Source organism: Mucilaginibacter sp. (genome assembly GCF_028288205.1).
Taxonomy (GTDB): Bacteria; Bacteroidota; Bacteroidia; order Sphingobacteriales; family Sphingobacteriaceae; genus Mucilaginibacter.
This window is the reverse complement of the sequence record NZ_JAQBOD010000023.1, coordinates 1-25,777: the sequence shown is the minus strand read 5'-3', so window position 1 is coordinate 25,777 and position 25,777 is coordinate 1. Positions and strand designations below refer to the sequence as shown.

At 41.0% G+C, this 25,777-nt stretch carries 24 protein-coding genes, 1 tRNA gene and 1 riboswitch; of the genes, 4 read left to right on the top strand and 21 right to left on the bottom strand.

The window, feature by feature from the left end:
• Nucleotides 1-62 precede the first annotated feature (62 nt).
• The 15 genes from JWR23_RS05470 to JWR23_RS05400 all read right to left on the bottom strand — a co-directional run bounded on the left by JWR23_RS05470 (nt 63) and on the right by JWR23_RS05400 (nt 16,342).
• Nucleotides 63-1,790: an RICIN domain-containing protein gene (locus JWR23_RS05470; protein ID WP_299513925.1), complete on the bottom strand. Its 1,728-nt coding sequence runs from the start codon at nt 1,788-1,790 to the stop codon at nt 63-65.
• Nucleotides 1,791-2,336: 546 nt separating this feature from the next.
• Nucleotides 2,337-4,073, bottom strand: a complete 1,737-nt coding sequence (locus tag JWR23_RS05465) for an RICIN domain-containing protein (protein WP_299513922.1) — start codon at nt 4,071-4,073, stop codon at nt 2,337-2,339.
• Nucleotides 4,074-4,216: 143 nt separating this feature from the next.
• On the bottom strand, nt 4,217-5,569 hold the full coding sequence (locus JWR23_RS05460) for an alkaline phosphatase family protein (RefSeq protein WP_299513919.1): 1,353 nt from the start codon (nt 5,567-5,569) through the stop codon (nt 4,217-4,219).
• Between the two features lie 3 nt (nt 5,570-5,572).
• Nucleotides 5,573-6,778, bottom strand: coding sequence for a metabolite traffic protein EboE (gene eboE / locus JWR23_RS05455; RefSeq protein WP_299513916.1), 1,206 nt, complete (start codon nt 6,776-6,778; stop codon nt 5,573-5,575).
• A gap of 53 nt (nt 6,779-6,831) precedes the next feature.
• A complete protein-coding gene (locus JWR23_RS05450; RefSeq protein ID WP_299513913.1) occupies nt 6,832-7,998 on the bottom strand; it encodes a 3-dehydroquinate synthase in 1,167 nt (388 codons plus the stop codon).
• Nucleotides 7,999-8,113: 115 nt separating this feature from the next.
• Nucleotides 8,114-9,004, bottom strand: coding sequence for a UbiA-like protein EboC (gene eboC, locus JWR23_RS05445; protein WP_299513911.1), 891 nt, complete (start codon nt 9,002-9,004; stop codon nt 8,114-8,116).
• Nucleotide 9,005: 1 nt separating this feature from the next.
• Nucleotides 9,006-9,992, bottom strand: a complete 987-nt coding sequence (locus JWR23_RS05440) for a TatD family hydrolase (protein WP_299498287.1) — start codon at nt 9,990-9,992, stop codon at nt 9,006-9,008.
• 13 nt (nt 9,993-10,005) lie between these two features.
• A complete protein-coding gene (locus JWR23_RS05435) occupies nt 10,006-10,854 on the bottom strand; it encodes an EboA domain-containing protein (RefSeq protein WP_299513909.1) in 849 nt (282 codons plus the stop codon).
• A complete protein-coding gene (locus tag JWR23_RS05430) occupies nt 10,847-11,221 on the bottom strand; it encodes a transmembrane 220 family protein (RefSeq protein ID WP_299513907.1) in 375 nt (124 codons plus the stop codon). The genes JWR23_RS05435 and JWR23_RS05430 overlap by 8 nt, the downstream gene beginning before the upstream one ends.
• Nucleotides 11,222-11,537: 316 nt before the next feature.
• Nucleotides 11,538-12,653 (bottom strand): cyclopropane fatty acyl phospholipid synthase, encoded by a 1,116-nt coding sequence (gene cfa, locus JWR23_RS05425; RefSeq protein ID WP_299513905.1) that lies wholly within the window; start codon nt 12,651-12,653, stop codon nt 11,538-11,540.
• Nucleotides 12,654-12,723: 70 nt separating this feature from the next.
• Nucleotides 12,724-14,097: a voltage-gated chloride channel family protein gene (locus JWR23_RS05420; protein WP_299513904.1), complete on the bottom strand. Its 1,374-nt coding sequence runs from the start codon at nt 14,095-14,097 to the stop codon at nt 12,724-12,726.
• 46 nt (nt 14,098-14,143) lie between these two features.
• Nucleotides 14,144-14,209, bottom strand: a riboswitch (Fluoride riboswitch).
• Nucleotides 14,210-14,262: 53 nt separating this feature from the next.
• Nucleotides 14,263-14,463, bottom strand: coding sequence for a hypothetical protein (locus JWR23_RS05415; RefSeq protein ID WP_299513902.1), 201 nt, complete (start codon nt 14,461-14,463; stop codon nt 14,263-14,265).
• Between the two features lie 142 nt (nt 14,464-14,605).
• Nucleotides 14,606-15,430 (bottom strand): N-acetylmuramoyl-L-alanine amidase, encoded by an 825-nt coding sequence (locus tag JWR23_RS05410; RefSeq protein WP_299513900.1) that lies wholly within the window; start codon nt 15,428-15,430, stop codon nt 14,606-14,608.
• Nucleotides 15,431-15,449: 19 nt separating this feature from the next.
• Complete coding sequence (locus JWR23_RS05405; protein ID WP_299513898.1) at nt 15,450-15,881, bottom strand: Fur family transcriptional regulator; 432 nt, start codon at nt 15,879-15,881, stop codon at nt 15,450-15,452.
• Between the two features lie 20 nt (nt 15,882-15,901).
• The gene (locus JWR23_RS05400; RefSeq protein WP_299513895.1) at nt 15,902-16,342 is read right to left on the bottom strand and encodes a MerC domain-containing protein; all 441 of its coding nucleotides are present in this window, start codon (nt 16,340-16,342) and stop codon (nt 15,902-15,904) included.
• A gap of 250 nt (nt 16,343-16,592) precedes the next feature.
• On the opposite strand from JWR23_RS05400, the gene JWR23_RS05395 reads away from it, so the two are divergent.
• Entirely contained in the window at nt 16,593-17,003 is a 411-nt protein-coding gene (locus tag JWR23_RS05395) for a response regulator (RefSeq protein ID WP_299513892.1), read from the top strand.
• A gap of 89 nt (nt 17,004-17,092) precedes the next feature.
• On the opposite strand, the gene JWR23_RS05390 is transcribed toward JWR23_RS05395, so the two are convergent.
• The gene (locus tag JWR23_RS05390) at nt 17,093-17,671 is read right to left on the bottom strand and encodes a DUF4142 domain-containing protein (RefSeq protein ID WP_299513889.1); all 579 of its coding nucleotides are present in this window, start codon (nt 17,669-17,671) and stop codon (nt 17,093-17,095) included.
• A gap of 100 nt (nt 17,672-17,771) precedes the next feature.
• Here JWR23_RS05390 and gcvH point away from each other — a divergent pair, with 100 nt between their 5' ends.
• Together gcvH and JWR23_RS05380 are read left to right on the top strand one after the other, a co-directional pair.
• Nucleotides 17,772-18,152 carry a glycine cleavage system protein GcvH gene (gcvH, locus tag JWR23_RS05385; protein ID WP_299513887.1) on the top strand — a complete coding sequence of 127 codons (381 nt, stop codon included), beginning with the start codon at nt 17,772-17,774 and terminating at the stop codon, nt 18,150-18,152.
• Between the two features lie 5 nt (nt 18,153-18,157).
• Nucleotides 18,158-18,553 carry a VanZ family protein gene (locus tag JWR23_RS05380; protein ID WP_299513885.1) on the top strand — a complete coding sequence of 132 codons (396 nt, stop codon included), beginning with the start codon at nt 18,158-18,160 and terminating at the stop codon, nt 18,551-18,553.
• Between the two features lie 288 nt (nt 18,554-18,841).
• Here JWR23_RS05380 and JWR23_RS05375 read toward each other — a convergent pair whose 3' ends face one another.
• The 5 genes from JWR23_RS05375 to JWR23_RS05355 are packed head-to-tail and all read right to left on the bottom strand — an operon-like array spanning nt 18,842 to nt 24,938.
• A complete protein-coding gene (locus tag JWR23_RS05375; RefSeq protein WP_299513883.1) occupies nt 18,842-19,834 on the bottom strand; it encodes an L-histidine N(alpha)-methyltransferase in 993 nt (330 codons plus the stop codon).
• Between the two features lie 19 nt (nt 19,835-19,853).
• Complete coding sequence (gene egtB, locus JWR23_RS05370; protein ID WP_299513882.1) at nt 19,854-21,002, bottom strand: ergothioneine biosynthesis protein EgtB; 1,149 nt, start codon at nt 21,000-21,002, stop codon at nt 19,854-19,856.
• Nucleotides 21,003-21,007: 5 nt separating this feature from the next.
• Complete coding sequence (locus JWR23_RS05365) at nt 21,008-22,579, bottom strand: ABC transporter permease/substrate-binding protein (RefSeq protein ID WP_299513879.1); 1,572 nt, start codon at nt 22,577-22,579, stop codon at nt 21,008-21,010.
• Nucleotides 22,572-23,540: an ABC transporter ATP-binding protein gene (locus JWR23_RS05360; RefSeq protein ID WP_299513877.1), complete on the bottom strand. Its 969-nt coding sequence runs from the start codon at nt 23,538-23,540 to the stop codon at nt 22,572-22,574. The genes JWR23_RS05365 and JWR23_RS05360 overlap by 8 nt, the downstream gene beginning before the upstream one ends.
• Nucleotides 23,541-23,546: 6 nt before the next feature.
• A complete protein-coding gene (locus tag JWR23_RS05355) occupies nt 23,547-24,938 on the bottom strand; it encodes a mercuric reductase (RefSeq protein WP_299513875.1) in 1,392 nt (463 codons plus the stop codon).
• Between the two features lie 199 nt (nt 24,939-25,137).
• Between JWR23_RS05355 and JWR23_RS05350 the strand changes: the two genes are divergently transcribed.
• Nucleotides 25,138-25,209, top strand: a tRNA-Glu gene (locus JWR23_RS05350).
• The last annotated feature ends 568 nt before the right edge of the window (nt 25,210-25,777 follow it).

The window sequence follows — 25,777 nt, the reverse complement described above, 5'->3', positions numbered from 1 at the left end:
TAAATAATAAAGCCCGCCTCAATAATATCGGGGCGGGCTTTATTTTATTTATATACGGTTTACTATTCTTCTATTATTTTCCAGCGAAGATCGTCCCGCGATTTAAGGTCAGCCGGTTTGGTTGGATCTTTAACTTGTATAACCGGGGCACTTGCAGTAGTAAGGTTATCATTGCTTAAGGCCTTCCCGCTTACTTTATTTATAATGCGGCAATAGCCTGTGCCATCCCATTCAAAGTGCCATTTTGAGTAATCAGATTTTACGTCAGGGGTTTGTATTATAGAGTCATCCGCTGCGCGGCTTAATACCTTGCCTGATAACCTGCTTTTTATTTTATAATAACTGTTACCATCATCGGCTACATATACTAACTGCCACTCGCCACCGGTTGATTTTTCATCAGCCGTTTGCACCAATGGTGTTTTTGCTGTTTTGCTTTGATTGGTAAGCATTAAGCTGCTGGCTTTATTTTGTATCCTATACCATTTCTTCGTGTCAAAAAGCGAGATAGGTATAACCGGTGTAATAGGTATATGGTTTTTCAGCATCATGGAGGCGGTACCTACCAAACGCAGATAGAAATCGCTGGTAGCCCCATCAAATGTTAGAAACGGATACTGTGTAGGCGGATGATTGGTAGTTTTCATGATCTGTGTACCTTCATTTATCTCATCAAACATACAAATGAAAGCGCTGTTGATGACGCCTGTTTTTTGAGCAGCTACAAACTGTGCCCACAAGTAGTTACCGCTCCGACGTGGCACAGATGGTAATTTCCCAGGCGGCGGCGGCGGTCCTGCTATATTGGTGCCCGAATTGATGGTAGGTTGAAATACTACACCGTGAGCCTTACACATGGTTATATCGGCGGCCCATGAATTAATGCTATTGGGCACTTTGTATCCGGTAGCCGCGTCAACAGTGGCACGACCTACGCTCCAGGGTTGTAAGCCAGGCATTCTCATCAGCATATTTACAAATTCAGGGGTTCCCTTGGTTCTCCATTTATCATCAACACCGGCTAATATAACCGCCTGGTATTTTCCGGGAGCTTGTAAAAAGTCTATAACCGCGTTCATATAATCCGGCTGTGATGCCGGGCGATCAGGAAAGAACCCCCATATTTGCAGTACCGGCTTGCCATTTTGGTGCATATAGCACCCACTGGTACTGGTAACGCCTTCGTCAACCATTTTTTTCCAGTTGGTTATTATGATCTTGTACACATCCTCTTTACTAATTAATGTTGCGGGGTTTCTGCTGGTAAAGCCACTCATATCCCACATAAATGCCCAGGTGCGCCCGGTAGCTTTGGCAGCGGCTTGTACATTATGCATAATGGTATATACAGTGGTGCTATCGCTCTGCTGCCTGCCAAGCGGAAAGTGGTCGCAAAACTCAGACACCCAAACGCCGTCAACACCATATTTTTTCATCCATTGAAAATGGCGCATTACCGCTTTAGCATTTTGCGCGCTGTACAGGTAAGCCTGGCTCCCGTCTGGATTAGTATATCCCGGTACCGCGGTTTTTTCGTCTGAGGTATATTCACTCATATCCGGCCACATATCAAAACCGGGGCGCATAATTGTTCCATTAGCCCCATTGCCGCTAAATAAATGCGACCATCCCTGGTTAATATTCTTCGGGTTATCACCCGGGTTGCGGAACCATCCCTGGTAACCGGCCATTATTTTATTGTCCCAGGTAGCAGCGTCAACTTTCTGTGTGTTAACATGGCTCTTTTGCGCCCTAAGCTGGATGCCTGCAGCCATAAGTGCCATCAGCATAACTGATGCGCGCTTTAAAAGCCGAAAACGGTTTTTTTGTAAAATTTGAAGTGTCATATGGTTTGTTTTATTAATTGGTTTAACTGCAGTAACGGAGATTAAGCAAATTAAGAAATTCATTATGACAGTTTAGTGCAATCGATTGAATGTAGCAAAAGAATTACGAATGCGTTCCCGGAAAGGCACGTGTGTGCCAGTTTAAGCTTGCGTTGCATGTGGTGCAGCGCTGTTTTTGTTACACGCGATAGTGAAACAAAATGTAACAAGTGAAACAAGATTTTGACTTAACTAATTGAAAATAAACAAACTACAAAAAAGCGATGTAACAAAATGTAACAACTTATTCGTCAGTATATTTATGCGTAATTGGTAATTATATTACTAATTATCAATTAATTACAAATAGGCAGATTTGGGAGTGATGAAACAAAAAATTTACTCTCTTGAGGCATCCCGACGGAGGCTTTAAATTAAGATTTGACAACTTTTAAAAAGTTGTCAAATCTATAATAACTAACCTCTAATCAACTAATCTCCAATACTAACTCACTGCTCAATAACCTGCCAGCGCAAATCATCGCGGGTTTTCAGATCATCAGGTTTTGCAGGGGCTGTTACCAGCGTAATTGCCGGATTAGCAATTGTTGAGTTATTGCTGCTTAAAGTTATTGGAACTGCTTTGTTAATTATTCTGCAAGCGCCTGTAGCGTCCCATTCTAAATGCCATTTCGCATTATCGCTTTTTGAGTTGGCTACCTGTGTTACATGTATATTATCCGCACCTGCGCTTAGCACCATGCCTGATAATTTGTTTTTTATAGTGAAAAAGCCATTGCCGTCATATACCAGTTGCCATTCTATACCTTTTCCCGCGGCCTGTACAATAGGGCTTTTTACTAATTTGCCTTTACTATGCAGTACTAAACCGCTTGCCTTATTTTTGATAGTATATATTTTCTTTTCATCAAAAGGCGAAATAGGAATAGTTGAAGTAAAGGGTACGTTGTTCTTCAACATTTTTGACGCGGTACCTATCAAACGCAGATAATAATCATTGGTAGCTCCGTCGTAGGTTAAAAACGGCGCTTGTACCGGTGGCTTGTTGGTGATCTTATTTATTTGCGTTCCTTCATTTACCTCATCAAACATGGCAATAAACGCGCTGTTTATAACACCTGTTTTAGAAGCATTTATAAATTGTTCCCATAAGTAGTTACCCATACGCCTTGGTACAGCCGGAAGCGCGGGAGGCGTTGGCGGCGGGCCGGCTTTATGCGTACCCGCATTGATAACCGGCTGAAAAACAACTCCATGAGCTTTACACATAGCCATATCGTCTGCCCATTCATCCATATATTCTACCTGGTAGCCTGTGTTGTGGTCAACAACCCGGCGGCCTACGCTCCATGGTTGCAGGCCCTGCATCCTCATTAGCATGGCTATAAACTCGGGCGTACCTTTTCTCCATTTATTATCAGCACCGGCTATTAAAGTGGCTTGATATTTACCGGGGGTTAGCAAAAAATCTACAACCGGTGTCATGTGATCTGGCTGTGAGGCTGGCCGGTCAGGAAAAAAGCCCCATATCAACAATACAGGTTTGCCATCCTGGTGCATATATCGCGGATCTGTGGCAATGCCGTCGTCCACCATTTTTTTCCAATACTCTACTATTGTATTGTAAACCATTTCTTTAGATGTGGTTGGGCCGAATGAACTCATATCCCACATAAATGCCCAGGTGCGCCCGGTTTTAGTTGCAGCGGCTTGTACGTTTTTCATAATTGTATACATGGCCGAATCCGGCTTACCATTGCGAAAACTTCCGCAAAACTCTGATAGCCACACACCATCAATGCCATAGTCTTTCATCCATTGAAAATGGCGCAATACGGTTTTTGGATTTTGCGCGCTATACATAGTAGCGGGACTGCCGTCGGGATTGGTAAACCCGGGCACGACGGTCTTTTCGTCGGCGTCATATTGGCTCATATCCGGCCAGGTATCTAAGGCTAATTTTTCAGGCACCAGGTTGCTCCCATTAAATACATGCGCCCAGCTTTTGCTTCCCGGCCTATCACCAGGTACACGGAACCATCCCTGGTAGCCGGCCAATATTTTATTACTCATGGTGGTAGCGTCTACTACATCCTGTGCCCGCAACTGTTGGCCTATAGCGGTAAAAATTAGCAGTATAGATAAAGCCTGCTTTAAAAAAGGGGATTTATTTTTTGCTGCCGATACTTGTATAAAGCAGCTTTGCTGTGAAACTTGAACTAACATGATGGTTTATAATTTGGTTTATTGTTTATAGAGATAACCAAATTAAGAAATTCATCAGGTAGTTAAGTGTTATATATGGATTGTAGCAAAAGAATTACGATAGAATAGAAGCAAGTTAAAGCGGGCAAAAAAACTGAAACCAATCAACCCTTCAAACTCTTCCAGATAATAGTAAACACATCTGTAGGTAAAACATCCTTTTGTACCCCATCAGTTATTAAAACCGCCTTATATTCGTCAGCAATATTTGTTCGCCCATGCGAACCTTTAATTAAAGTCGCATCTAAAGGGATTACGTCCATTACGTACCTAAAGCCTGCCAATTTTCGCAACAGTTTATAAGCTGCTCTGCCTTTCGAGGTCATAAACATTTCAACCGGGTCATAACCGGGTTTTTTGTGGATATCTACACAACGGGCATAATCGGGCGCTACGGCATCATCCAGCCAGAAATAGTAGGTGAACCAGCTTTTTTCATCCGCGACAACTACAATATCGCCGGCACGTTCATGGTTAATATGATATTTTTTTTGTGCTTCGCGATCTAAGATCAACTCGATGCTTTTTACGCCTTTTAGTAATGCTTTTACCTTTTCGGTAACAGCCGGATCATTAATATAAATATGCGCTATCTGATGATCGGCAACTACAAATGCTTTTGATGCTCCTGCATCCAGCAATTCTAAGCCTCGTTCAACCCGTATCTGCAGTAAATCATTCTCGCGGAACAAACGGTTCAAATGTATAGGATTGCTTACCGGCGCAATACCATATTCTGACAGGATAATAATCTCGGCGCCTTTCTTTTTATAAAAGGTAACCAGTTGTTCAACAACCTGGTCTATTTCTTTAAGCTCTTTGCTGATCTTTGAAAAATCGGGACCGAACTTTTGCAGGCAATAATCAAGGTGGGGTAAGTAGATAGTAGTTAGCGTTGGGTTATGCAGGTCATCGTTTATCATGGATGCATCTGCAATCCATTGAGTCGATTTAATGTTGGCTCCCGGTCCCCAGAATTGAAATAAAGGGAACTGGCCCAGTTTTTCCTGCAAAGTATCACGTAACCCGGCAGGCTGCGTATAGCAATCGGGCATTTTACGGCCATCAGCTAAATATTGCGGACGAGGGGTTACCGAATAATCGGCAGTTGAATACATATTGTACCACCAAAACATATTGGCGCTGGTAAAAGAAGGGTCTTCTTTTTTAGCCTTGTCCCATATTTTTTCGCCGTTAACCAGTTTGTTAGATTGTTTCCAGAATTTAACTTCAGCATCGACATGGTCATACCACCCATTCCCAACTATGCCCGTTTCCGTGGGCCATTTACCGGTTAAATAAGTTGATTGCACCGAAGTAGTTACTGCAGGCAGCACCGGCTCGATTGTAGTAATATTTTTATCAGCTATATATTTTTGAAGAAACGGGGTATGCTCGCCTATTACCGATTTGGATAATCCAACCACATCTATTACAACCGTTTTTTTCATCATCATAAATTATAATTGATCTTTAACCCAATTCAATTCGCGTATTATCGAATCATTTAAAGGCAGCTTCTTTTCATCAGGCAATACACCCCAGGTATAGGTTTCCACTTCTAAATGATTAGTAAATAACGCGCTTTTATGGATATCCAGCACCTTAACAATATCTGCCTGGGTTGATTGCACCAGGCCAAACTCCTCTGTAAATATCGGAACATGAAAATGTGCGCGCCATTGTTTAACCGTAACATTTTCTATATCGGCTAATGCTTCAGGCAGATCAGGGTAACGCAGTAATTTGCCATTGATTTTTTTAGCGACAACCTGGTGCAAATACGTAGACTCATCAAATCTTGCAAAAGCATCTCTAATTGGTTCACGTAGTTCTGCATCTTGTGGTAAAGTAGCTTTTAAAGCAGCGCTTATCTGTATTTTGCCAACTTTTAGGCCCTTTGCAGCCAGTTCATTTATAACTTCGTGGTGCGGCTCGTAACCAATTGCGAAATGGCAAACATCATAACATAAGGTAATATGATCCTTAATCAGTTGCTCCGCTTCATCAGCAGAAATATTAAATCTTTTTGCAATACTTTCTCTTCCCAGTGGAAGCAATACGTCTTTGTACCAGGTAATATATTCTTTGCCGGTTTCTAATACCCCATCAGGCTCGGGCTCAATATCAAGATGCATTATTATACCCGTTGCCCGGCGCAATCTTATTAACTCCCCTGCAACCAATAAAATGTTTGAGGTAGCTTCATTTTTTACCTTCTGCAACTCCTGTTCGGTTTTATGCCAGTATTTATAGCTTAACGGCGAGGTAGAAATGCCGCCTTCCATACCTTTTGGCAGCAGGGCAGCCAGGATATGAAACATCCTGATGGTATAATCAACACGCAATTTGGTTGTCCAATCTGGCGCGTGTACCTGGTCTTTTACTACGGTATGATGAAATTCGCCATACGGAAACCCGTTCATGGTAAAAACATAAGCATCATTTTCTTTGAGCCATTGTGTAAACAGTAACAGGTTTTCTGCTTTTTGCAAATCAAGGCTGGCTTTATTTGACAGGCGCAGGCCGATACCCATTGGCTTATCCGGCGATACCCGGGTTTTTATAGCAGGAAAATTTTCTTTTAATGCAGCAAAATGTTTGGACCAGGTTTCGCCCGCATGAATATTTGTACAATAAGTTAAATGGCCAGACGCTAATTGCATTATACTAAGTTTTATAAGTTAACAATTATAAGCTCCTGGTTTGATAAGGCTAATTATGCCGGATCAAGCACAGAGTATTCGTTCCGTAATGCCTCACTCGCTTTTTTTATCAGCGTGGTATTCATATTATGCACTTCCACTCCTTTGCCAATATGGTCAAGCAGCATAATGGTTAGTTCCCCTCCCAAATGCTCTCTAAACTCTTGCAGGCCAACCAAAATCGGGCTATCATCTGCAACTACTTCCAATAACGGATGAGTAATTTCAAAACCTACCTTCTTTATTAAATTAATAACGCGGTGTGTTTCATCTACCGGTAAATGGCCGGATAAATTAGAATAAACTGTATCCAAAGCTATACCCAACGCTACCGCTTCACCATGTAAAACTGCAAAATTGGTTAATTGTTCTAATTTATGCGCGCTCCAATGACCAAAATCCAACGGGCGCGATGAGCCCTTTTCAAACGGATCCAGGCTGGCAATATGGTTAAGGTGTAGTTCGGCACAACGTTTTATTAAATATTTCATGGTTTCCATATCGCGGGCCACTAATGCGGCCGCGTTATTTTCAAGCCACTCAAAAAATGCGCCATCTTTTATTAACGCGACTTTTATTGCTTCTGATATACCCGAGCGATAATCGCGGTCGGTCAAGGTTAGTAAAAACTGGTCATCATTAAAAACAGCTACGGGCGGTGCAAACGTGCCCAGGAAATTCTTTTTACCAAAGTAATTTATGCTGTTTTTAACACCCACACCCGAATCATTTTGAGACAAAACCGTAGTAGGTATACGGATATGCTTTACCCCGCGATGCGCAACCGCTGCCGCGTAGCCCACCATATCTAAAAGTGAGCCGCCGCCAATGGCAGCAACATAGCTATGACGATCAATACTATAGTGATTTATGGTATCTAATAGCTTACTAAAATGAGATTCGTTATTCTTTACGGTTTCGCCGCCGGGCATTAATATAATTTCGGGGATGAGTTGCGCGGCTTTATGGATAGCAAAATATCTGCTTATTTTATCAGCCAGTTCCGGGCTGGCATTTAGTACATCCTGGTCTATTACAAACAATATTTTTTTTACTGATGCTGATGTCGCGTCTGCCGACAAAAAATCATCAAAACCGGTATTGGTCAGATCAAAAAGGCCGGTGGTAAAAAAGACCTTGTACTCAAACTTCACACTAAACGACTGCTGTAAATATTCCATATCAAAAAGCTAATATCTAAAACATAAAATTAATATCGCTTATATATCCAAAATTTGACGAAAATATTGAGTTAGGATCAGGAGGCTCCTTAGGTGCCTCCTTTTAATTTCATTATTACGTTACCGCAAACATCTTAGCAAACCGCATAGACACAGGCAGCAAACAAGCAATAAATATAGCCGCCCATATAGACCCAAACGCAGCGGCCCACGCAGCATCCATTAAAATAAGCGAGATAACGCCCGCCTTAACAGCCATACCTATATTTTTGCCAATAGGGTGATGTATAGCCGTTATTAACGGCCTAAATATCATCCAGGCAAACGGCAGGATAAACAGGATGGTTATAAACTGATTTTGAATAATCGAATAATAAAGTATAGCAATAATAACAACTGCATACAAACTGCCGCCGATATACAAATTGCGTTTGTTTCCGCCATGTACTTCGCCCTGGCTTATCATGGTGATAGAGAATATATACAGTATAGGCACTGCGGCTAAATACCAATATTGGTTAATAGATGATACTACTATACTTATCCCTAACAGCAAATTCAATCCCCGGCACAGCCCCATATTAAGCGGACCAAAAAAGGCATAACGCTTACTTACCTTATTATAAAGCAAAGCAAAAAACGCGATAGTTACGGCAATAGCCCCGGCATGATTACTGTATGAAAATGCAAATCCAATTCCCCATAGCAATAAAAATGCGCCTAAATAGGATGCCTCTTTTTTACTGACCAACCCGCTTGGGATGGCGCGTTCGGGGCGCTCAATCTTATCCAATTCTGCGTCGAAAACATCATTAAAAACAATGCCGCCACCGTATAGGCCAATGGTTGACAGGCATAGTAAAGCAATAGGATAAAAACTGCCTGTAGTAAACGTGAGATGATAAAAATAACCGGATATGGCCACACCCGCCAAAACATCAGCAACCGAGGTTACAATGTTGGCCGGGCGCATCAGCCTTAAATAAACGGTTATTTTTTTTCTCATGTTAACTAATAATTATGGATGATTTATCTATCCGTGGTTGTTGTCCGCCGCGCAAAATGGTATTGCCTTCAAATTTCTGGCTTTGGTCTATCACGTTGGTAATTGATGCAAAATCAGCCTCATCAATCTGTCCGCTTTGCGCGAACGCGGTTATGGCGTTACGATAGGTTATCAATTCAATATCCGCATCGCTAATACCGCGAATCTTCATCAGGGCAGCCGTTTTCGGTACAGCCAGCGGATCGCTTATGCCCCAATCGGCAGCAGAGTTTACCATGATACGTTCAGAGCCATATTGTTTGGCTATCTCTACCATACGCTCATTACCCATTTTAGTAAACGGATAAATAGTAAATGCTGCCCAAAAGCCACGGTCCAATACATCTTTAACCGTTTCTTCATTGTTATGATCTACGATAACTTTATACGGGTCAAGGCCATGCTCTATGGCAATATCCATACTGCGTTTGGTGCCGCCTTTTTTATCGCGGTGCGGGGTATGTATCTGTACCGGCAGGCCAGATTCTTTTGCCAGTTCCAGTTGCAGGCGGTAATATTTTTCTTCGGCAGGGGTTTGGTCGTCAAAGCCAATTTCGCCGATACCTACCACGCCCTCTTTATAAACAAACAGCGGCAATATTTCCATCACTTGTTCGGCTAAGGCTTCATTATTTGCTTCGCGCGAGTTTAGGCCAATGGTGCAATAATGCTTAATACCAAACTGTGATGAGCGGAACCTTTCCCAACCAATCAGACTGCTGTAATAATCGCGGAAACTATCAATACCGGTACGGGGCTGACCCAGCCAGAAAGCGGGCTCTATTAAGGCAACAACGCCTGCATCGGCCATGGCCTGGTAATCATCCGTAGTACGCGAGGTCATGTGAACATGCGGATCAAAAAATTTCATACCCTTTATGCCATCCAGGCTTACAGGCGGTGATAAAGGCTCAGATTTTACTTCTTCAAACGAATGGGTGCAACACATATCTTTCTATATTTTATTTGCCGGTTAAAGTGTCCCAGCTTAATTTCTTGTTTTCAATTGCTGTTGACAGCTCGGGGTATTTATTTAATAACGCTGCTGCAGGCTGGTAGTTTGATGCGGATATAGCCAATGCCCCGGCTTTCCTGTCAACCAAATTGCCGTCATCAAACAGGCGTTTTATATCTTCAAAAAGTTTATCGTCAATAAATTTACCAACTAATCTCCACAAATTCGGATTTACTTCGCGTTTGGCGGCCCAGCGTTCGTGAGCGTAATCACTTAGTATGTAGGCCAGCTCTTTATTTGCACGGCTATCAATACCTATTATTTTGCCAACTTCCTTATCGGTAAAAAATGCTTTCAGCACCAACTGGTTCCAGGCGCTTTGATCAAGGTTTTGGGCGGGATAAGGATTTTGATACATAATAGCTTCAAGTACAGACCCAATATTGCTACGTATACCTTCCGAACACCTTTTAACCCATATCTCGGGGTAAGCCAGCAATGGCAAAGTTGAGTACAGCGCGACTAATTCCCCCATCTCGGCGGCTAAAAACAAGCTTTCTATTTTGCGGAAATATTCGCTTTTATTGGCGGCATCTAAATTCAACAGGAGGTAAGCGCGTCCCAATCTGTCTATGCTCCAGCCACCTACAGAAAACCCGGGGATGATGGTATTTAGCTGTTCCGTTTGCTCTTTGTTAATATTTATAATTGCCTTACCCGTTTTTCGCGGCAGCAAAACAAACGAAGTATTTAACGCACGTTCCTCTTCCAGCCAATTCAAAATATCGGGCACAACATTGGCCCGGATGATATCCTTTATTATTGGCCTGATCTCTTCCACTTTGTAATTATACATGCATCACCACCAAATAATCAATAATCAGCGCTGCGGATATAATGAGCAGGCCAAAAAACTCGCGGGTGTTTTCAATGAAAGGTTTTTCGGCCTGCATGGTTTCTACCAGGCTTGGCTGTTTGTATTTTACTATCCAGTCGCGCACGCCGTCTTTGGCAAAAAACAGGATCACGGCATAAATAAGGTAAAAAGCAATCAATCCTAAATAAACCGATGGGTAATACTTACCAAAAACAGCTAATCCGCAGCATGCGGCCACAGCAACATATATAGGCACCCAAAGGTACCAATCAATATCGTTCAGATTCAGGTAAGCAAATACCAAAAACGACAAGCAAAAAACAACATTAACAATTATGAAGATCATGACTAATAATTTTTAAAATATACCGGGTTTATGAGCAGGTAAAATTACCGCACAAATGTAAGGTATTCTGTAAAAAAGCAATTACAAGTTGAGGTAAAACGTTAAGAATAGGCTATTTTGATAGTGTACTGTACCACGCACACGTTAATACACCCTGGTATACCTTGGTACACTTCTTTATTTTATTCTGCTTTTCAACGCAGCTATATCCGTTTTGTAATTTTCGCCTACCGGGACTTCCTGATAGATAAATCAGGGCTATTCTGACGAAATGGAGGTTGCAATTAATAAAGTTATTTTAGAATAACTTGCTTTTTTACCTAACAGATTGATATCCTCGTAAACTACTCTGTTTAGTTAAAACTATTTGCCAAAGTTGGTTTTTGCGTACGCGGAATGATACGGCGCTTACGGTCAGGTAATATCGCCACATGCGGTAAAAGGTATTATCGTAATCTTTGCTTATAGCTGGCCAACCCTGCTCGAAATTCTTTAGCCATTCTACCAGTGTGCGGTCATAGTATAAACCGAAGTTATGCCAGTCTTCCAACACAAATACAGGCTCGATAGCGGTTGTTATTTGTTTGGCAGATGGCCGCATGCCGTTAGGAAAAATGTATTTGTTTATCCATGGGTCGGTACTCGTTTCCGTTGTATTGCCGCCTATGGTATGCAGGAGAAAAATGCCGTCGGTTGTTAAATTCACTGAAATTTTTTTCATGAATGCGCTGTAGTTTTTATAACCAACATGCTCAAACATACCTACCGAAACTATCCTGTCAAACTGTTCATTCAAATCGCGGTAATCCTGCACCCTTATATCAACCGGTAACCCCTTGTTAATTTCGCGGGCAATTACCGCCTGTGGTTCTGATAGGGTTACACCAACTACTGATACGGCATACTTTTCGGCGGCGTACTTAGCCAAACCACCCCAACCGCAGCCAACATCTAACAGGCGCATACCGCTTTCTAACTTTAGTTTACGGCATATCAGGTCGAGCTTTGCTTCCTGGGCCTCATCTAAAGTTTGCGCGTTCTCCCAGTATCCGCAGGAGTATATCATCCGTTTATCCAGCATTTTTTTATAAAGGTCATTACCAATATTATAATGCTTATAGGCTACTTCTTTTGCTTTCTCCTTAGTTTGTTGGTTAAATAAACGTGCTTTTAATACGGTTAATACTGTACCTATATCAATGGGGATCTTACTGTCCATTTGATTTGCCAGTATCCTGAAAAAAAAACCGTCCAGATCATCGCAGTCCCACCAGCCTTCCATATAACCCTCGCCCATTCCCAAAGAATTTTTGCTAAGGATACGGTTATATATTTTTTCATTATTCACCCTTATGTCCCAGGGGTCATTGCCATTTATTTTGATCCCGGCGGCATTAAATAAGCGTTCAATAATTTGTTTTGGAGAGCTCATGCTATCAATCTATTAGTAACAAAGTAACAAAAATAAATTCGGCATGATAGAAGAGATAAAGTGATCACTTCTATTTAGTTATCTTATACTTTACCAATTTTCCCTGCAGATAATTTCGTCTTTTACTGCTTGTGCCGGAAATAATTTTGCCCGGCGATTTCTCCTCAAAAATTTTAGGGACAGCAATTCGTTGCGCGCTGTATATACCCGAGTTACCACTGAAAAAATAAGCCGTAAAACAAGCAATCGCAAAAAACAAAGTATACTCACCACCAAAAAGCTCAATACCCATAATAGTACAAGCCAATGGTGTGTTGGTTGCCCCGGCAAAAACTGCAATGAAGCCCAACGCGGCAAACAAACTAACGGGTGCATTCATTAATACAGATAAGGTATTGCCCAGCGTTGCACCAATATAAAACAACGGGGTTACCTCGCCGCCTTTAAAACCCGTGCCCAGAGTTATAGTTGTATAAATCGTTTTCCATAGCCAGCTCCAGGTATCGGCGCCACCGGCAGTAAAGGCCGATGGTATGGTAACCGCTCCCGCATGTTCTGCATCTACCCCTAAACTTAAATAATCAGGTTTGCCAATAATAAATGTTAGCGCTATAATCATTAATCCGCCCAATGCCGGTATGGCCCACTTTGGGAAGATGAATTTATTGAAAAGGTTTTTAACGCCATGAACAGATTCTGCAAATAGCAAACTGGTTAACCCAAATGCTATGGATGCTACAATAACTTTAGCCAGCAGCAACAAATCAAACGGCAAATAATCGGCAAACAAATGCTGACCAGCCGGTACAATATCAATATGATAGGCGGTGTGATGAATGCCCCATGCCGCAACGGTTATATCGCCCACTATGCCTGCAACCAGGCAGGGTATCAAGGCATTATATTGAATGCGCCCCAGCGTTAACACCTCCATAGCAAATATGGCCCCGGTTAGGGGTGTGCCAAATACCGCCCCGAACCCTGCTGCTATGCCCGCGGTAAGTATAATACGGGTATCGGCAGCACTTAATTTAAACCAGTTGCTGAATAATTGCGCAATACTGCCCCCCATTTGCACAGCCGTACCCTCGCGCCCTGCCGATCCGCCAAACAAGTGCGTAACAACAGTAGCTAATAATACCAGTGGTGCCATGCGCTTAGGCACGCCGCCACCGGGCTCATGTATTTCGTCCATGATGAGGTTATTTCCTTTATCAGATGATTTACCATAATATTTATAGGTGAAGTAAATGGCTATACCGGCCAAAGGCAGTGCATATAAGATTTCGGGATGAGCAAAGCGGAAATGTACGGCCCAGGTAAGCAGCCATAAAAACAGGGTCACCATACTGCCTATAGCAATTGCTATGGGTAGCGTGATCAACGTCCAGCGGATTAAATGTTTTAGGGTAGTTAAGTGTGTGGCGGTAAATATTTTGTTCATGATTATATCCTACAAAAATAAGCACGGCTATGCCGCGGGTTAATAAATTTTTGTAGGCGCCATCAGCTTTTTTAGGGCGGTTGAGTCGGAAGACACCATTTCCGTTTGTTGAAATCAAAGTTAGGGATTAAATTTAAATAAGAAACATATTAATCCCGGTCAACATTATAAAACCTCCGGCACATAATACTTCTTAACCAAAGCAGAAACTTTATGCCGTATATGTGTAGAAATGGCTTTTTCCCATTTTAAGTTATAGGTGCCGTTTTCTTTTTTTATAACAGTGAAATAATCCTTCAGGTCTCCGTTTATTTCACTGGAGTTATTTATGCCTATTTGTACAATTGCTTTATCAAATTCATCCATGGTTATATTGGTTTTAATAATTGATTAATCTATTCATATACTTTATCGCTTTGTTAAGCTTGCGGTGATTACTCACCCCGACATCGCTATGCTCGTCGACCCTCTCTTCGGCGAAGCGTAGACCGGTGAGTAATCGCCTAGGCTACTGCACCGCCGTCTTAACCTTATACTCTTTAAGCGCATTCATTATTACTTGTACAATTTCATCCTGGCCGGCGTCTGATATAAGGTAATCTTCATCAGCAGGGTTATTAATAAAGCCGGTTTCTATCATTACTGCCGGCATGGCGCTGTGGGCCAAAACCAATATGCCCTGTTCTTTTACACCGATGGTTTGCCTGCCTTCGGTTTTAAATTCTTTATTAAGCAGATCGCCAAATAAGATGCTTTGCTTACGGTATTTTTGCATGTAAGCGTTTAGCAAAATGCGGTTTACCGGGTCGTTCTCGTCATAGCTTTTATACTTTGTCTGATAATCTTTTTCAATCAGGATAGAGGAGTTTTCGCGAATGGCTTCCAGTTGTTCTTTAACACGGTGGTAACCATATACCAGCATCATAGTGCCTTTTTGTTTATGACCGCTATAGCCCGTACCCTCTGGTGATGAATTACAATGGATAGAAATAAATAAATTGCCATTATTCGCATTGGCAATCTCTGATCTTCTATCCAGCGGTATAAAAGTATCATCAGCGCGCGTCATTATCACATTAACACTGCTCATTTGTTCCTGCATTGCCCTGCGTAGTTTTTTGGCGATAGATAGCGCCACCGTTTTTTCGGTAATGTGCAGGCCATGCGTGCCGGGGTCCTTACCGCCATGGCCGGCATCTATCACCACTGTTTTAAAACGGAAAGTGCCTTTTTTTGAAGAATCTTGCGGGTTAGTAAATGAGTTTAATAAGATGAATAATACCAGCAATGCACTGTTTAGTAGTATCTGTAAACTCCTGGTGGTTTTATTCATTTAGCCGATAGGGTATAATTTATGCTTCTTTATTGTTGCATTTTGGGCATAGGCCGGTAGCGCTCAAACTAAATGTTTCTACTTTAAATCCGGCCGGGAGCTTTACGGGTTGTACATCCAGGTCATCAAGGCAATACACTTTTTTGCAGGATGTACAATTAAAATGCAAATGCTCGTCATGATGATCATGCTCAGCACAATCTGATGAGCAAAGGGCATAATTAGCGGTCCCGTTCAAATCAAATACTTTATGAATAATGCCCTTTTCCTCGAATGCGCTTAGTATCCGGTATAGCGTAACCCGGTCAACATCGCCAATAACACTTTCCAGGTCGGGCTGTGAGGTAGCAACACTTTTGGCCGACAGCAATGACAATACCCTTAGCCTGGGCTCTGTCCGTTTTAACTGGTGCCTTTTTAATAAATATTCAAACTGTTGATTATTGTTCATTGGTTATCCTTACAAAATTACTAAGAATTAGCGGAATTAGCCCCCTCTATATGCTTTTCGTTATGTGCATGTTTTAAATGAAAAAACTGGTTGCTATTGTTGCATATACCCACATATTTAAAATTTACAAAATGTGCAAAAGCTATAGTTAAACCTCCGGCAGGTACAACAATAGCCTCTATCCAGCCTCTTAAATATATATGGCCGGCTATTACCAATGTAAAACCTGCAAACAGTAATAATAATGGCAATGCCTTACGATGGGTACCGAAGTATGACATGAAAATTGATGATACGCCTAACAGTAAAGCTAATATAATCATGCCCCACTCAAACCATGGGTTAGTCAAAAAACCCAATCCAACCAATGGCAAAAAGGTAATTAGCATGGGCACAATAGCGCAATGTATAGCACATAATGTAGAAGCCGTCATACCTATGCTATCCAGTTTAGATCTCATTTTTTTTGCTGCCATCTTGCAAAGGTACCGCAAATGCAACATTATTGCATTTTATTTTATTAATATTATATTTGCTTGACAGTATAATTACTTAAAAAGTAAAAGCTTTACGCTATACCTTTTTAAAATTAAGTTTATGTATTATTGTTTTTTGTTAATTTATTACCAATAAAACAATTTTGTTTTTCTTTATATTTACAACATATAGGAATAATAACCTTTTAAAACTTAGTCCGTATAAACCTAATATATGAATGCCGATAGCAAACCTGTAAGTATTTTATTAGTGGATGATGATGAAATAAACAATTTTATTTCAATTAAATTAATAAAAAAAGCTGTGGATAATACAGCTATATCCGCATGCCTTAACGGGAGGTTTGCTATTGAAGAGCTTGTTGAAATACAAAAAAACGATCCTTCCTTATTACCTGACTTTATTTTGCTGGATATAAACATGCCCATTATGAACGGATGGGAGTTTTTAGATGAATACAAACGCCTGAATATTGACCCGTTAGGTAAAAGCAAGATCTATATTATATCCTCATCTGTTTTTAGCAATGATATAAATAAGGCAAGATCTTATCCACTGGTAAAAAACTTTATCTCTAAACCTCTAAGCGTTGATAAGATAAAAGAAATGTTTAACGCAAATTAAGCTGATTACTTTAGAGGAGACCTCTGATAATAGCGCAATTGTTTATCTTAGTGTCTTTTGGTGATACGGATTTTAGTGATACGGGTTAACTATCTCATACTCCCATGCACTGCATCAATCAAATCTAAATGCCTTTGTATGGTCAGCACATTTTTTGCTGCAAACCCTTTTATCTCTGGGTCAAAAGCGTGTTTGGATGTGTTTTGAAACTGCTCCAGCGCCTTTTTATAATCAACTCTTATTTTATCCAGATAAGCATGATCAAATTCCTTACCTGATTTTTTGGCCAATTCAGCAATAGCCTTTTGCTCATCGGCACTAATTGAATCGGGCAGGGTTATTTTCTTGGCTTTTGCAAGGGCAACTAATCGGCCTTTACCTTTTGTAAGGTCCTTAACCATCATAGCGCCGAGGTTCTTTATTCGTTTATCCTGTCCTTTTTGTTTGGCTAACGCGCCTATTTTAATTTCGGCCAGGCAGCCTTGGGCAACATCAATTACAAATTTAGCATCGTCCTTTCCAACTATAATGGTAACTTTTTTTGAGGCATCAATAACTGTATTGGTTGTACCCTCGTCCGAATCGCCTTCGTTATTTTTATTACTGTGGCACGCTTGTAGCAGGCATGCGGAAAATACCGTACAAATTAATAGTGTTATTCTTTTCATCAAGTTAGGGATTGATATTTATTAAAAATACGGTTTAATAAGGTTAATTTATTTGGTTGAATAAAGTTTTCTTATTTTTGGCCAAATAAAATCAAGCAACATGAATTTTCCTACTGAATTAAAATATACTAAAGACCATGAATGGGTTAAATTAGAAGGCAACGTAGCTACTATAGGCATAACCGAATTTGCCCAAGGCGAATTAGGTGATATTGTTTATATAGATATTAACTCAGTAGGCAAAGAGGTTAGTAAAGAAGACGTTTTTGGTACAGTAGAAGCTGTTAAGACAGTGTCTGATCTGTTTATGCCGGTTACCGGTACGGTAACAGAGGTTAATAAGGCCCTTGACAGCCAGCCCGAACTGGTAAACTCTGACCCATATGGCGAAGGCTGGATGGTAAAAATTACGGTAGCTAATGCAGCCGATGTAGAATCGCTATTATCTGCCGATGCCTATAAAGGCCTTGTAGGTGCATAACATTAATGAAAGAATTTATTAAATATCAAAGGCTCACAATTTTGTGGGCCTTGTTTGTTTTAATAATGTGCAATGCTGATTTTGGCAGTGTAGGGAAATCGCATTTGTTTTTTACCGGCTTTGATAAATTGGTGCATTGCGGGTTCTTCTTTGTGTTTGTTGTATTTTGCTGTGATGGTTTTATAAGGCAACAAAATGGCAGCAAATTATCGTATAAAACTGCTGGTATAATAACCTTGGTGGCTATTTCACTTGGCGGCCTTACAGAATTACTTCAGCTACTGGTTTTTACCTGGCGAAGCGCGGATTGGAACGACTTTTTTGCCGACATTGTTGGCGCTTGTATGGGGATATTTAGTATATTAGTAACAATTGGAGCAATTAAATATGTTAAAAAGTAGATTTATAATACTTGGTTTGTTGGGCACATTAAGTCTTTCGGCGTGCAGTATTTTCAAAAAAGATTGCGGCTGCCCGCACTTTGGTAAAGTAAAGACCCCGCCAAAGGCAGGCGAACCCCAAGTTGTTTACGCATCGCGGTAATTAGTATACAGATTATATTTAGCATGTTTCGACCATAGGGAGAAATCTATACACCTGTATCGTCAGCCTTTAAGTGTATAGATTTTTTTCGATGTTGCTCAAGAGATAGTTCTCCTCGTTCCTCGTCGAAATGACAATGAGTTATTCTACCCGGCCATCCAAATCACATCAACAAACCATTTTTTATTATCGAAGAAACGATCGACCGGCCGAAAGTCCGTGTTTGCCGCCATTTGATCGGTTTGCATAATGGTAAACTTTTGCGATATCTCCATATAAATATATTCATCCTTAATAAACCGTACGTTTTCTTTACCACCGATAGTTACAACCTGGTCCTTCAGGCTTATTAAATAGCTTTTACAGGCACCACTTTCGGGGTCGTACATGGCGTAATGATCAAACTGGGTTAAATCAAAATTGGCGTTCAATTCGCGGTTTATTCGTGCCAGTAAATTCAGGTTAAATTTTTTTGTAATGCCCCCTTTGTCATTATAGGCGGCAAGTATCGTTTTTGGCGATTTTTTCAAATCGAACCCTATTAATACCATATCGCCGGGGTTTAAATGTTTACGCAGCCCCTTGCAAAACTCTGTAGCCTCATTTACGGGCATGTTACCAATGTTTGATCCCAGGAATAATACAACTTTTCTTCTGCCGGATAGTGATGCCGCTTTTGTAAGCATCTCAAAATACTCACCATTTAATCCGGTAATTTGCAGGCCCGGCAACGTAAGCGGAAGCTTTACGGTAAGGTAATTAACTACACTGCTTGAAATATCAATAGGCAAATACTTAAAATCAGCCTGCTGCTCCAATAAATATTTTAGCAGATAACTTGATTTCATGGCATCGCCGGCACCCAGTTCTATCAAATCAAACCCATCGCCATCAGCAATTATAGATTGTGCCAACGCGGCGGTTTTATTGGAGAATATATCCAGTTCGCATTTAGTTGGATAATATTCGGGGCAATTCATCAGTTCCTGGAAAAGCTTATCGCCATTAGCATCATAAAAATACTTGGAGTTAAGCCGCTTGGGGCATGACTGCAATCCATTAATAACATCCTCATAAAATATAGCGGTTGTATTCTTTGATGCGCCCATCATTTCGGGTTTTGTGGCAGGTTGGTTCATAGTATAATGGTTAGTGTTATTACTTAGCAAGCCTTATGCCAGTAAATTGCCATCGTAAATGTGTTTGAAAAAAATTTCGGTAAGTAATACGGCTATGCCCTGGTGATGTCACTTCTGACGCCCCCCTCAGCACTTTTTGATTTACCATAAACTTACCATTATATTCACCAATTGCCCCGGCCGCTTTTGCAAAACCCGGGTAAGGCAAATAAGAACTCTCTGTCCACTCCCAGCTTTTGCCCCATGCAAATTGTAGTGCCGCGGCCTCCCATTCAAATTCTGTTGGCAGCCTTAAGCCTTTCCATGCCGCATAGGCATAAGCTTCGAAATAGCTGATATGGCAAACCGGGTCATTTAATTTAAGCTGCTCTAAACCATGAAAAGTATACTGGTACCATTCATCGTTAATTAAGTGCCAGTAAAGCGGTGCTGCTATCTGATTAATTTTTACCCAATCCCAACCTTCGGCGTGCCAGTGGCGGAAATCGTGATAACCATCGGCATTTATAAATTCTAAATATTCGGCGTTGGTTACCAAATTCGGGCTAATCCCGAAACTGTTTAAATAAACTTTATGGCGATTTAATTCATTGTCAAAACTAAAGCCTTCGCCTTCAAAGCCAATTTCATAAACACCTTCATTCAATTTAATAAAACCCGCATCGCTTTGCGCAACCTTTGGCGAAATATAACTTTTATCATAAGCCGGGAACAAAGGGTTATGTCCCAATATGTATTTAATATCGGTATATAGAAGCTCCTGGTGCTGTTGCTCGTGATTTAAGCCGAGGATTAATAGTTCCCTCACCTCTGCTGATGGCTCATGGCACAAAAACTTAGCCATTGCCTCGTCCACATATTCGCGGTAGCGGTATATATCACTAACCGTTGGGCGGCTTAAATTACCCCTGTCTGTGCGTATTATCCTGTTGCCAACGGTTTCGTAGTAACTGTTAAATACATAGTTATAATCCGGGTCATATTCCTGGTAGGCCGTAAAATAGGGCTTCAATATAAAAGTCTCAAAAAACCAGGTGGTATGGCCAATATGCCATTTAGGCGGACTAACATCAACCACAGGCTGTACAACGTAATCCTCAATCTGCAAATGGCTGCATATCTTTTCGGTACGTTTTCTAACTTTTATGTAGCAATCGGTTAAGTCCATCAGATTTATTTACGCTCTAAATATTGTTTCAGATCTGAAATAGTTTTAACACCTAATTCGTCTGCTTGTTTTTTACGCATCATTAAAGCATATGCATTGTTAAAACCTATAGGTTGCAGCCATTTAATTTGGTATCGTTTTTCAAACTCATTTTTAACATAAATATAAGTTTTATCCCTATCGCCCGCTAACGCGTCAATTGCTTTTTGCGTGGGTTGTAATATTGCCAGCAAACCAGTGCCGGTATATTCCGGGTAAAGGTCTATCTGGTTATTGGTAAGCGCATCAAAACAAATTTTTGTGCCCCCTAAACCGGTTTTTGTGGCTACATTATAATTGGTATAGCCTTTAATAAGCATAGTGTACATACTGGCTAATATGTATTGTTCACCAAATATTTTTGAGCCTATACGTACAATACTTCCATTTCCCCCGCGTTTGGGTTGCCATAAATTATGTGCAATTAAAAAGTCTTTAGCCACACGTTCCGGGCTTTGGTGAAGATAATCAGTTCGGTAGTTTAAATCTGTCATTATGCTATCATTTATTTTGCCCGATAGCATATTTAATATTTTTTCAAGGTCAGGAAATTTTTTCAAGGCATCCTCCCGCACAATTGGCGCGGCATAGTAAGGTGGGAATATTTTTTTGTCATCATCCAAAATCACCAATCCGTAGGCCTTTAACCTGCCATCTGTCGAGTAGCCGCTTATTACATCCAGCTCTTTTTCAAAAGCGGCTTTATACATAATCGCATCACTAATAACGATGGTACGGATCTTTAATCCGTACTTGCTTTGCAGGCCCAGGTTACCGTCTTGCCGACCCATAAACTCGGGCGTAAAACCGGCAGTTAACTTGCCGCCATAAGCTGATGGAATAAAATAGAACGATGCCATTACAAGAAGCAACACCGGCAAAGCAATAGCAGCACGTTTTAGTTTTTTTAAATTGAGGTGCTGTAATAACGATAACAAAAAATCAAACAAAATAGCCAGCAAAGCTGCCGGGATAGCGCCTGCTAATATCATGTTGGTGTTATTAAGGGATATGCCGCCGAATATAAACTCGCCTAAGCCACCCGCCGCTATATATGACGCCAGCGTAGCCACACCCACATTGATTACCGTAGCGGTACGGATACCGGCCAGTATTACCGGCATAGCCAAAGGTAGCTCTACTTTAAAAAGCACCTGCCATTTATTCATGCCCATAGCAACTGCAGCTTCTTTAACCGCTGCATCAACCCCGGTAATGCCGGTATAGGTATTGCGAATGATGGGAAGCAGCGCATATAACAACAAAGCAACAATAGCCGGTTTAACACCAATGCCTAACAATGGTATCATAAAACCAAGCAAAGCAATGCTGGGAATAGTTTGTAATATCCCCGCAATTCCTAATACTGAGCCGGATAAGTTTTTTTTGCGGGTAATTAAAATACCCAATGGCAAACCAACCAGCACGGCAATTATAAGCGAGATAAAAGTAAGCCCGATATGCTGCAACGTTTGTGTAAGCAACTTATCGCTCTGTTGTACCATAAAACCCCATAAAGTTTGCTGTTGCTCATTCATGCGGCTGGTGTTTTTTATATTGATAAAATGCCGCCATTAACTCCTCAAAACTAATAGATCCTATTTTTTTATTTTGATGATTGATGATAGACAAGCCCTCGGCTTTGGTAAATTTAAATTGCTCAAGCACCGACCACAAAGCCACGCCAGCATCAACACGCTCACCATGCAAATCAAAAGCTCCCCCTTCAGGGGGCAGGGGGGCTATATCATTTAGCCTTATAGCCTTAAACTCAAGCTGTAAACGCTGTTCCTTTAAAAAATCCTTCACAAAACTATTAGCCGGCCTAAAAAGCAATTCGGTTGGCGTGCCGTTTTGAATGATCTTACCCTTATGCATCAGGCAGATCCTGTCGCCTAATTCAAAAGCTTCCTGCACATCATGCGTTACCATGATAATGGTTTTGCGCTTTAACTCATCCAATGCCTTAAATTCGGCATGGATTTTTGAGCGGGTAATATTATCCAGCGCGCCAAAGGGTTCGTCCATCAATAAAACCGGCGGATCAGCAACTAACGCTCTGGCCAATCCTACACGTTGTTGTTGGCCACCGCTCAACTCGTTAGGGTAAACATTAAGATAGGTTTTATCCAGGTGTAGTTTTTCCAGCAATTCGCTAACGCGATGTTCAATTCGTTTTTTATCCCATTTAAGCAATTGGGGAACAATGGCAATATTTGCGGCAACTGTATAGTGAGGAAACAGCCCATTATTTTGCAATACATAACCAATGCCTCTGCGCAAAACCTCAGGCGATTGATCTAAAATATTTTCGCCATTAATAAACACCTTGCCCCCGGTTGGCTCAATAAGCCTGTTAATCATTTTAAGCGTAGTGGTTTTGCCACTGCCGCTGGTGCCTAAAAGAATAAGGTTCTCCTGTTCCTTTACCTCGAACGAAATATGATCCACAGCTTTAATCTTCCCGAATGATTTGCTTAAATGATCAACCTTTATCATAAGGAGCTAATTGTTAAGGCGCATAAAAAGGTTATTTAATGACTCTGAATAGAGTGGATGAGCAAAAACACAATAGCGTATACGGTCATAAGTAATATCACCCTCCATAGCCATTTGCAGCACCGACATGATCTCGCCACCCTCGGCACCTAAAATGGCTGCGCCTAATATCTTTTTGGTTTTTGCATCAATAACAGCTTTCATAAATCCGCGGGTATCGCCGGTTTCAACAGCACGGGCCACACGGGTCATAGGTAGTTTGGCTATTATTACATCCAAACCCTGTTCTTTAGCTTCTTTTTCGCTTATGCCCACACGGCCTAATTGCGGATCGGTAAACATACAATACGGTATAGGGCGATCATTAGTATTGTAATTCGTTTTTTCTATCAAGTTACGGTAAACAATGGTATAATCGTTGTACGATATATGCGTAAATGCCGGCCCGCCTTTAACATCGCCTAATGCATAAATACCTTTTACATTGGTTTCCAGTTTACCATTTACTATGATATAGCCCTTCCCATCAACCTTTACACCGGTTTTATCAAGTCCCAATGTTTCTGTATTGGGTGTACGGCCAACGGCTACCAAAACATGACTAAATTTTATTTTTCTTTCACGCCCGGCATTTTTGATAGTAGCAACAACTTTACCCTTCCTGGTTTTTTCAAACTTTATAGCCTGCGAACCCGTCTGTATATCAATACCTTCCAACTCTAATATCTTCCGCATTTCGATAGAAATATCCTCATCCTCGCGCCAAATTAATCTTGGCGATTTTTCAAGTATAGTAACCTTACTACCAAACCTGCGGAACATCTGCCCAAACTCCAACCCTATATAATTGCCGCCAAGCACCAGTAGTTTTTTAGGCACTTTGTCCAATTCTAAAATAGAGGTTGAGGTAAGATAGTTTATGTCGGCCAAACTTTCAATGTCAGGTATAAATGTTTTTGTGCCGGTATTTAAAAATATCAAATCAGCCGTAAAGAACGCGGTCCCGCCATTATTTAGTTTTACCGCTATAGTTTTAATGCCGGTAAAAACAGCTTCGCCAAATACCAGGTCGAGGTTAGTGGTTTCTTCTATAGCCTTTTGGCTGCCCGTGCGCGCGTGCATTACAATATCATCCTTGCGCTTTTTTATTTGGGCCATATTTACCTTGTAGCTTTTAACTTTAACACCAAGCGGGCCGCTATTTGCAGCCATATATGCAGCCTTAGCTGATGCTATCCAGGTTTTTGTAGGTGTACAGCCATCATTTATACAGGTGCCACCAACCCATCGCTTTTCAATCAGTACTACCTTTCTGCCGGCTTTTGCCAGTTTTTTTGACAGGGGTAAGCCCGCCTGCCCTGCACCAATTATTATTACGTCATATTGCTTTGGTTTCACGGTTTTGCGGTTTTATTTAATAAAGATAAGTTTATACTTTGATAGATTTACAATGCGTAAAGGCAGTTTTTGTTTGCCCGATTTAGTTCAGTTTTGCCGTTTAAAAGTCATAAGCGCATTTTTTTGAAAGAATATTTTTAATTTATCATTAAAGGTATATCTTTGCAATCCCAAAATAAGGGAATAAACGCCCTAAAATGGCCCGTTCGTCTAGGGGTTAGGACGTTAGATTTTCATTCTAGAAACAGGGGTTCGATTCCCCTACGGGCTACTTAAGGAAACGTACATAATTGTATGTTTCCTTTTTTTATGCAGTTAACTTTTTGACTATCATGAAATTAGAACATTCATGTAAGCCCGAAAAAGGTGTTCGATGTTTTAATGAAAATTTTTGCAGAACTTTTTCTCTCTAAAAAAAGTGCCCTGGGGTTATTTAATCAATGTTTTAGGTGTTCGACTCCCTTTAGGCAGTTGGCAAAAGAATTCTTTTTCGAGGACTTGATTAACGACCTATACCGCAAGATTGACCCTCACCCCGATTTCAAAGAAGTGCATTTCAGTGCTGATTTTGACGCGGACACGCCACGCCTGGATGTCTTTGTCAGAGATAAGGTTAACAAAAAGATCGAACTGATACCCAACCTTTATTTTAGCACCGCTCAGATTAATATTTTAAGTTTAGGCATCTTTTTGGCTACTGCTAAACACCTCAGGTTACGATTGTATTTTTATCGATGACCCGATTCAGTCTATGGACAGCGTCAATATCCTTTCAACTATCGACCTATTAAGAAGTATCGTTGTAAACTATAATAAGCAGATCATACTTTCCACGCATG